This is a genomic window from Streptomyces sp. NPDC059853, from assembly GCF_042731495.1.
In the GTDB taxonomy this organism is placed as follows: Bacteria; Actinomycetota; Actinomycetes; order Streptomycetales; family Streptomycetaceae; genus Streptomyces.
This window is the reverse complement of sequence record NZ_JBHWJL010000240.1, coordinates 1-8151: the sequence shown is the minus strand read 5'-3', so window position 1 is coordinate 8151 and position 8151 is coordinate 1. Positions and strand designations below refer to the sequence as shown.

Below are 8151 nucleotides of genomic sequence, written 5' to 3'. Positions count from 1 at the left end.
GTCCTGAAGGTGTGTGGGTGGCCCCCAGCCTGGGGGCCACCCTCTGCGCGTGTCCCGCCGCCGCGCGGCGGCGGGCGGGTCCGCGGGTCCGTCAGGCGGGGCGCTCCACCTTGGCGCCCAGATCCTCCAGTTTGCTGATGAAGTTCTCATAGCCACGGTTGATCAGGTCGATCCCGTGCACCCGCGAGGTGCCCTGGGCCGCCAGCGCCGCGATCAGATACGAGAACCCGCCGCGCAGGTCCGGGATCACCAGATCCCCGCCCTGGAGCGTGGTCGGCCCCGACACCACCGCCGAGTGCAGGAAGTTGCGCTGCCCGAACCGGCAGGGCGTCCCGCCCAGGCACTCGCGGTACAGCTGGATGTGCGCGCCCATCTGGTTCAGCGCGCTGGTGAACCCGAGACGCGACTCGTACACCGTCTCGTGGACGATCGAAAGCCCCGACGCCTGGGTGAGGGCCACCACCAGCGGCTGCTGCCAGTCGGTCTGGAAACCGGGGTGCACGTCCGTCTCCAGGGCGATCGCGTTCAGCGGGCCGCCCGGGTGCCAGAAGCGGATGCCCGCGTCGTCGATCTCGAACGCCCCGCCCACCTTCCGGAAGACGTTCAGGAAGGTCATCATCTCCCGCTGGCTGGCCCCGCGTACGTACACGCTGCCCTTGGTCGCCAGCGCCGCGCTCGCCCACGAGGCGGTCTCCAGGCGGTCCGGGAGCGCCCGGTGGGTGTACCCCTCCAGCCGGTCCACACCGGTGATGCGGATGGTGCGGTCGGTGTCCATGGAGATCTGGGCGCCCATCTTCTGCAGCACGCAGATGAGGTCCTCGATCTCCGGCTCGACGGCGGCGTTGGAGAGTTCCGTCACACCTTCGGCCAGGACAGCGGTCAGCAGCACCTGTTCCGTGGAGCCGACGGACGGGTACGGCAGCCGGATCTTGCAGCCGCGCAGGCCGCGCGGCGCCTCCAGGTACTGGCCGTCCGCCCGCTTGTCGATGGTGGCGCCGAACTGGCGCAGCACGTCGAAGTGGAAGTCGACGGGGCGGCCGCCGATGTCGCAGCCGCCGAGGCCCGGGATGAACGCGTGCCCCAGCCGGTGCAGCAGCGGGCCGCAGAACAGGATCGGGATGCGGGACGAGCCGGCGTGCGCGTCGATGTCCGCCACGTTGGCGCGTTCGACCCGCGACGGGTCCATGAACAGCTCGCCCGGCTCCTCGCCGGTGCGCACGGTCACCCCGTGCAGCTGCAACAATCCGCGTACTACTCGGACATCACGGATATCGGGGACATTGCGCAGGCGGGAGGGACTGCTGCCCAGCAGCGCCGCCACCATCGCCTTCGGCACGAGGTTCTTGGCACCGCGCACCTTGATCTCGCCCTCGATCGGGGTGCCGCCATGAACAATCAGGACGTCGTCAGTCATGGAACTCGCGATCTCCAAGAGGGCCGGGGGAATCGAGCGGGGGTAATCGAAATGGTAATCCTCCACCCGCTCCGCACCCGGCACTCCCCACCGCACTCCCGATGGGGAATCATGTCCTCATGACCGAGGTGTCCTCGCTCACCGGGCAGCTGCTGGTGGCCACCCCCGCACTGTCGGACCCCCATTTCGAACGCTCCGTCGTGCTCATGCTGGACCACGACGCCGACGGCGCGCTCGGGGTCGTCCTCAACCGTCCCACCCCGGTCGGGGTCTCCGAGGTCCTGGAACCGTGGGCCGAACTGGCCGGCGACCCCGGCGTCGTCTTCCAGGGCGGCCCCGTCGCCCTCGACGCCGCCCTCGCCCTCGCCGTCGTCCCCGGCACCGGGCCGCTGGGCTGGCGCCGCGTCCACGGCTCCATCGGCCTCGTCGACCTGGAAGCCCCGCCCCAGGTGCTCGCCGCCGAGGTCGGCTCCCTGCGCGTCTTCGCCGGATACGCCGGCTGGGGACCCGGCCAGCTGGAGGCGGAGCTGGAGGAGGGCGCCTGGTACGTCGTGGACTCCGAACCGGGCGACGTGTCCGCCCCGCACCCCGAGGGCCTGTGGCGCGCCGTGCTCCGCCGCCAGCACGGCAGACTGGCGCTGCTCGCCACTTACCCGGATGACCCCTCGCTCAATTAGGCTTGGTGCTCATGAGCACTCTTGAGCCCGAGCAGCAGCCCGAGCGCGGGACAGGTACCGGCACCCTGGTCGAGCCCGCACCGCAGACGTCGCACGGCGATGGCGACCACGAGCGCTTCGCCCACTATGTCCAGAAGGACAAGATCATGGCGAGCGCGCTGGACGGCACGCCCGTCGTCGCGCTCTGCGGCAAGGTGTGGGTCCCGGGACGGGACCCGAAGAAGTACCCGGTCTGCCCCATGTGCAAGGAGATCTACGAGTCCATGGGCGCCTTCGGCGGCGGTGGCAAGGGCGGCAAGGACGGCAAGGGCGGCGGCAAGAAGTAGCCGGCCGTCATGGCGGGCACGCTCCCGTCATGACCGCTGATGCCACGGACACCGCAGGACTCGCCGCCGCAGGACTCATACCGGCGCCGCTGACGTGCACACCCGGCACGGGCGCCGGGCCGGCGCTGGGCCCGGGGGCCGCCTTCGACGCCGCCCCCGGTACGGAAGGCACGGCCCGCTGGCTGCGGGCCGTCCTCGGACTGGACACGGACCGTGACGGCCTTCCCGTCCGGCTGGCCCTCGACACCGCGCTGTCCGGCGGCCCCGAGGCGTACCGGCTGACCGTGACCGCCGACGGGGTGCTCATCACCGGCGGCGGGCCGGCCGGCGTCTTCTGGGGCGCGCAGACCCTGCGCCAGCTGGCCGGCCCCGGCGCGTACCGTCGCGCCCCGCTCACCGCGCGTTCCTGGCGCCTGCCCGCCGTCACCGTCGAGGACGCGCCCCGCTTCGCCTGGCGCGGGTTCATGCTGGACGTCTCCCGCCACTTCCTGCCCAAGGACGGGGTGCTGCGCCAGCTCGATCTGCTCGCCGCCCACAAGCTCAATGTGCTCCATCTCCACCTCACCGACGACCAGGGCTGGCGCATCGAGATCCCCCGCCACCCGGAACTGACCGCCACCGGCGCCTGGCGGCCCCGCTCGCGCTACGGGCACCGCGACTCCCCGCTGTGGGACGAACGCCCGCACGGCGGCTACTACACCCAGGACGACCTGCGGGAGATCGTCGGGTACGCGGCCGAGCGGCACATCACCGTCGTCCCGGAGATCGAACTCCCCGGGCACTCGCAGGCCGCCATCACCGCCTACCCCTGGCTCGGCAACCCGGGACACGGTTCCCCCGGGGTGTGGACCGACTGGGGCATCAGCCCGCACGTGCTCGCCCCCACCGACGAGGTGCTGCGCTTCTACGAGGACGTGCTCGGCGACGTCCTGGAGATCTTCCCGTCCCCCTTCATCCACATCGGCGGCGACGAGTGCCCCAAGGACCAGTGGCGCGCCTCCCCGGCGGCCCAGGAGCGGATCGCCCGCGAGGGGCTGGGCGACGAGGACGGCCTCCAGGCCTGGTTCATCCGCCACTTCGACCGCTGGCTGGCCGCCCGCGGCCGGCGGCTGATCGGCTGGGACGAGATCCTGGAGGGCGGCGCCCTGGGGGACGGCGGCCCCGGGGGCGGTGACACCGGGGGCGGCGGCCTCTCCGCCGGGGCGGCCGTCTCCTCCTGGCGCGGCTGGGCGGGCGGCATCGCGGCGGCCGAGGCGGGACACGATGTGGTGATGTGCCCCGAACAGCACGTCTACCTCGACCACCGGCAGGCGGAAGGACCGGACGAGCCGATGCCCGTCGGATGGGTGCGCACCCTGCGCGACGTGTACGCGTTCGAGCCGGTGCCGCCGGCCCTGGCGGGGCGGGACGCGGCCCGGCACGTCATCGGGACCCAGGCGAACCTGTGGACCGAACTGATCGACGATCAGGGCCGCGCCGACTACCAGACCTGGCCGCGGCTGTGCGCGCTCGCCGAAGTGGCCTGGAGCGCCCCGGGGCGCCGCTCGTGGCCGGACTTCGAACGCCGCATGGCCCAGGCCCACTACGCGCGGCTCGACGCGCTGGGCGTCGCCTACCGCCCGCCCGGCGGCCCGCACCCCTGGCAGCGGCGGCCGATGCCCGCCGGGCTATCCGGACAACTCGGGCGTCCGGTGGACGGGCAGCCGGGCTGAGTGCCGAACGGGCGTGACGCGCTTCCGGAATGAGGGTGACCCCGGCACCGGTGGAGCCGAAAAATGTGCCAGAGTTGCCTCGCATACCGTACGGCTGGGCAGCCGGGACAGCCGGGAAGGGGCAGCTGGATTGAGCACGCACGCACCTCAGGCATCCGGAGCGCCGCAGACCGCCCGGCTTGTCGCGCAGCCCGCCACCCTGGACGACGCGGTGGCCGCCCTGGCGGCCACCCCCGCCGCCGTACCGGTCGCGGGCGGCACCGACTTGATGGCCGGCGTCAACGCCGGGCTGCTGCGGCCCGCCGCGCTGGTCAGCCTCGGCCGGCTCGGCGAACTGCGCGGCTGGGAGTACCAGGACGGGCACGCGCTGCTCGGCGCCTGCCTCACCCACGCGCGGATGAGCAGGCCCGACTTCGCCGCCCTCATCCCCGCCCTCGCCGCGGCGGCCCGCTCGGCCGGGCCGCCGCAGGTGCGCAACGCGGGAACGCTCGGCGGCAACATCATCACCGCCGCCCCCTCCGGCGACACCCTGCCGGTGCTGGCCGCGCTGGAAGCCACCCTGCTGGTCGCCGGACCGGACGGGCAGGGCCGGCAGATCCCGGTCAGCAGCCTGCTGGCGGGCATGGACCGCCTGCACCCCGCCGAACTCCTGGCCCACGTACGGGTTCCGCTGCTGCACGCCCCCCAGACGTTCCTGAAGGCGACGACGCGCAGCGGCCCCGGGCGGGCCCTGGCGTCGGTGGCCATGGTCCTCGACCCGATACGGCGTGAGGTGCGCTGCGCGGTGGGCGGCGTCGCGCCGATGCCGCTGCGGCCGCTGGACGCCGAGCGCTGGGTGGCGTCGCTGGTCGACTGGGACGGTGAACACGGCCGGGCGCTGGCGCCGGAGGCGCTGACGGCGTTCGGCGACTACGTGGGCCTGGCCTGCGTTCCCGATCCGCAGCCGGGGGAGGCACCACTGCCGGCTGCTGTGCTGCATGTGAGGCGTACCGTGGCGACACTGGCCCGCCGTGGACTCGGAAGGGCGCTGCGATGAGCGACGATCAGCGACAGCCGCGGCCACAGGGTGGCTGGGGCGCGGGGGAGTACGGCGGCGGCGACTACGACGCGGACGCCACGGCGTTCGTGCAGCTGCCGCCGCAGCCGTCGCCGGGCGTGGACCCGCTGGCGGTGACGGGCGGCGCGGTGCCGGTCACCGACCCCGGGGCGACGGGGGCGTGGTCGCTGCCGTTCGCGCCGCAGGCGCAGGCGCAGGCGCAGACGCAGACGCAGGCGCACGGGCAGGGCGGGCAGGGCGAACTGCCGGAGTCCGGCCCGTGGACCGCCGCGCAGCAGAGCGGGCAGCAGGCGGGGCAAGGGCGTTGGCCGGCGTCGGCCGGCTGGCCGGACGCGGGCGGCGCCGGTGGCGACGCCGCCCCGCAGACGAACTGGCCCGCCGCCCGCGACAGCTGGCCGGCGACAGCACAACAGCCCGGCGCGTCCGGGCAGGACGACTGGCAGAGCACGACGGCCCGGGGCGACTGGCCAGGGCCGGGGGGAACGGCGCAGACCGGCACCCCGGGGCGGACGGACGCCTTCCCCCACGACCGCCCGGCCGGCGCGGACCCCGGCCAGGCGCCGGGCGGACAGCAGCAGTCCTGGCCCGCCGCCGCGGGCACCCCGGCACAGCCGGGCTGGCAGGCGGCCCACACCGACACCGCTGCACCGCCCGCCGAGAACCCCGACGGCGCGGCCGCGCCCACGGCCTGGACCACGGCTCCCGGTACCGCCCCGCACGGCACGGACGGCGGCGACGGCGCGGGTCTGCCCGGCCCGGCACCGGCGGCCTCCGGCGAGGACAGCGGCGGACACACCGGGCACGGCACCTGGCCGCCCGCGCAGGACGGGACCCCGGCCCACGGCGTACCGCACCAGACCGCCGGAGCCACGAACGGCGCCCACCCCCAGGCCGGTTGGCCGGGCGGCGCCGACACCGGAACCGGTACCCCACCGCACGGCGCACCGCATCCGCGGCAGTCCGAGCCCGGCGCGGCGGCGAACGGCCCGCAGACCCGGGCCGGCTGGCCGGACGCGGCGGCGGGCACCCCCGCCCACGGTGTGCCGCACCCGCAGACGCACGCCTCCACCACCGGCGCCGAGCACCGTGATGACGGCCCGACTGCCGGGGCCGCCGCGAACGGCGCGCAGGGCCGGACGGGTTGGCCCGACGCCGCGTCCGGTACCGCCCCGGGCGGGCAGCACGGCGCCGGGGCTCCGGCGGCCGCTGACGGCGTGAACGGCGTGAACGGGCAACCGGGCTGGCCGGACGCGACCGGCGGCACCGTGGCACCCACCACGGACGGTGAGAACGGTGCACAGGCCGGGCCGGGTTGGCCCGGCGCGGCGGCGGGCACACCCGCCCAGCCCACCCCACCGGGCGCCGAGGCGGAGAACAGCGAGAACGGCGGGCCGGCAGCGCCGCACGGGGCGCCGTCCCCGGCGCCGGACGCCACCGCGCACGCCGGCTGGCCGGCCGCCCCCGTCGCCGGAACGGAGAGCGCCCCGGCCGGAGGCCGGCAGGCCCGGGCGACCTGGCCGGACCCCGCGACCGGGACGCCCGCGCAGGGCACCACGGTCCCCGGCCCGGCGAACGGCGCGCAGGACCAGGGCGGCTGGGCGGGCGCCCCCGCCACCGCCCACGACCGGCCCGCCCAGCCGACCTGGCCGGACACCGCCCCGGGTACGCCGTCGCACGGCGTACCGGGTCCGCACGACCCCGGCACCGCCCCGGACGGTGCGGCCGGCCCGGAAGTCTCCGCCCCGGGAGCGGAGGGCGCTGCCGCGCACGGCCGGCCGGACGCCGCGTCCGCGACTCCGGCGCAGGGAGTACCGCATCCGCAGGGGCATGCCCCGTCCCCGGACGGCACGAACGGCAGCGATGCCCCGGCCGCCGGGACGGCCGCGCCGTCGGCACCGGGCCAGGGCGGCTGGGGGAGTGCCCCCGATCCGGCCGCCGGATCCGGAACCCCGGCACACGGAGTGCCGCACGCGCCCGCTGACACCGGCAGCGGCACCGGTGCGTCCGGGGTACCGCCGCAGGGCACGCACGCCCCCGACCCGACCGGCGCCGCCGGTACGGAGCACGGCGACCCGGCCCGGACGGCCATGGGCACGCCGCCGCACGGTGTGCCGCAGGCTCAGGTGGCGGCGGGTGCCGCGGGGCCGGACGGTGGGGGTGGCGCGGCGATGCCGCCTGCCGGTACGCCCCCGCACGGCGTCGGGGGAGACGGAAACGGTGCGCCTGGCGTGGCTGCCGGTGTGCCGTCGCAGACGGCGAACGTCCCCGGGGCGCCCGGCGGCACGCCGCCGCACGGCGTGCCGCGGTCGGCGGCATCGGCGGATGCCGCGGGACCGGCCGGTGAGGGTGGCGCGGCCATGGGGCCCGCGGGTGTGTCGCCGCAGGGCATCGGGGAGAGCGGAAACGGTGCCCCCGGTACGCCGCCGCACGGTGTGCCGTCGCAGGCGAGGGGCGCTTCGGGTGCGTCCGGTGACGGTGGTGCCGCCATGCCGCCTGCCGGTACGCCCCCGCACGGAGCAGGGGGAAGCGGAATCGGCGCGCCTGGCGTGCCGCCGCAGACGGCGAACGGCCCGGGCTCGGCCGGTGGTACGCCGCCGCACGGCGTGCCGCAGCCTCAGGCGGAGGCCACCGGTGTGCCGTCGCAGGGCGTGCCGTCACAGGCGGCCGGTACCGCCGGCGCGGACAACGGCGCGGCCGTGGCGGGTGCCGGTACGCCGCCGCACGGCGTGCCGCAGGCCGGGCCCGCGTCCGGTCCGGGCACCGGCGGCGGAACCGGGGCGTCCGGCGCCGATGGTGCTGCGGGGCGGCCCGATGGGGCCGCCGGGGCTCTTCCCGGCGGCGAGGGCGCGGCCGGTGCGCCCGCCGGTACGCCGCCGCACGGTGTCCCGCACGCCCGGGAGCACGTCCCGTCCGCGGGCGGCGCCCCCGGTGACGAGGGTTCCGCCGGGACCCCGCCGCACGGTGT

5 protein-coding genes and 1 pseudogene are annotated in these 8151 nt (G+C 76.2%); 5 read left to right on the top strand and 1 reads right to left on the bottom strand.

The window, feature by feature from the left end; translation table 11 throughout:
- Window positions 1-91: 91 nt before the first annotated feature.
- On the bottom strand, window positions 92-1414 hold the full coding sequence (murA, locus tag ACFV5N_RS21155) for a UDP-N-acetylglucosamine 1-carboxyvinyltransferase (RefSeq protein ID WP_019433198.1): 1323 nt from the start codon (window positions 1412-1414) through the stop codon (window positions 92-94).
- A 119-nt stretch (window positions 1415-1533) separates the two neighbouring features.
- Between murA and ACFV5N_RS21150 the strand changes: the two genes are divergently transcribed.
- The 5 genes and pseudogenes from ACFV5N_RS21150 to ACFV5N_RS21130 form a co-directional block, all read left to right on the top strand.
- Window positions 1534-2091 (top strand): YqgE/AlgH family protein, encoded by a 558-nt coding sequence (locus ACFV5N_RS21150; RefSeq protein WP_385602066.1) that lies wholly within the window; start codon window positions 1534-1536, stop codon window positions 2089-2091.
- Window positions 2092-2102: 11 nt separating this feature from the next.
- Window positions 2103-2417: a DUF3039 domain-containing protein gene (locus ACFV5N_RS21145; protein WP_346071586.1), complete on the top strand. Its 315-nt coding sequence runs from the start codon at window positions 2103-2105 to the stop codon at window positions 2415-2417.
- Window positions 2418-2446: 29 nt separating this feature from the next.
- Window positions 2447-4129: a beta-N-acetylhexosaminidase gene (locus ACFV5N_RS21140; RefSeq protein WP_385602063.1), complete on the top strand. Its 1683-nt coding sequence runs from the start codon at window positions 2447-2449 to the stop codon at window positions 4127-4129.
- A gap of 130 nt (window positions 4130-4259) precedes the next feature.
- Window positions 4260-5165 carry an FAD binding domain-containing protein gene (locus ACFV5N_RS21135; protein WP_385602061.1) on the top strand — a complete coding sequence of 302 codons (906 nt, stop codon included), beginning with the start codon at window positions 4260-4262 and terminating at the stop codon, window positions 5163-5165.
- Window positions 5162-8151, top strand: a pseudogene (locus ACFV5N_RS21130) (hypothetical protein); the annotation flags it as partial. The gene ACFV5N_RS21135 and the pseudogene ACFV5N_RS21130, both read left to right, overlap by 4 nt.

Coding starts and splice junctions, on each gene's coding strand:
- murA (WP_019433198.1), bottom strand. CDS start 1,414: ATGACTGACGACGTCCTGATTGTTCATGGCGGCACCCCGATCGAGGGC.
- ACFV5N_RS21145 (WP_346071586.1), top strand. CDS start 2,103: ATGAGCACTCTTGAGCCCGAGCAGCAGCCCGAGCGCGGGACAGGTACC.
- ACFV5N_RS21150 (WP_385602066.1), top strand. CDS start 1,534: ATGACCGAGGTGTCCTCGCTCACCGGGCAGCTGCTGGTGGCCACCCCC.
- ACFV5N_RS21140 (WP_385602063.1), top strand. CDS start 2,447: ATGACCGCTGATGCCACGGACACCGCAGGACTCGCCGCCGCAGGACTC.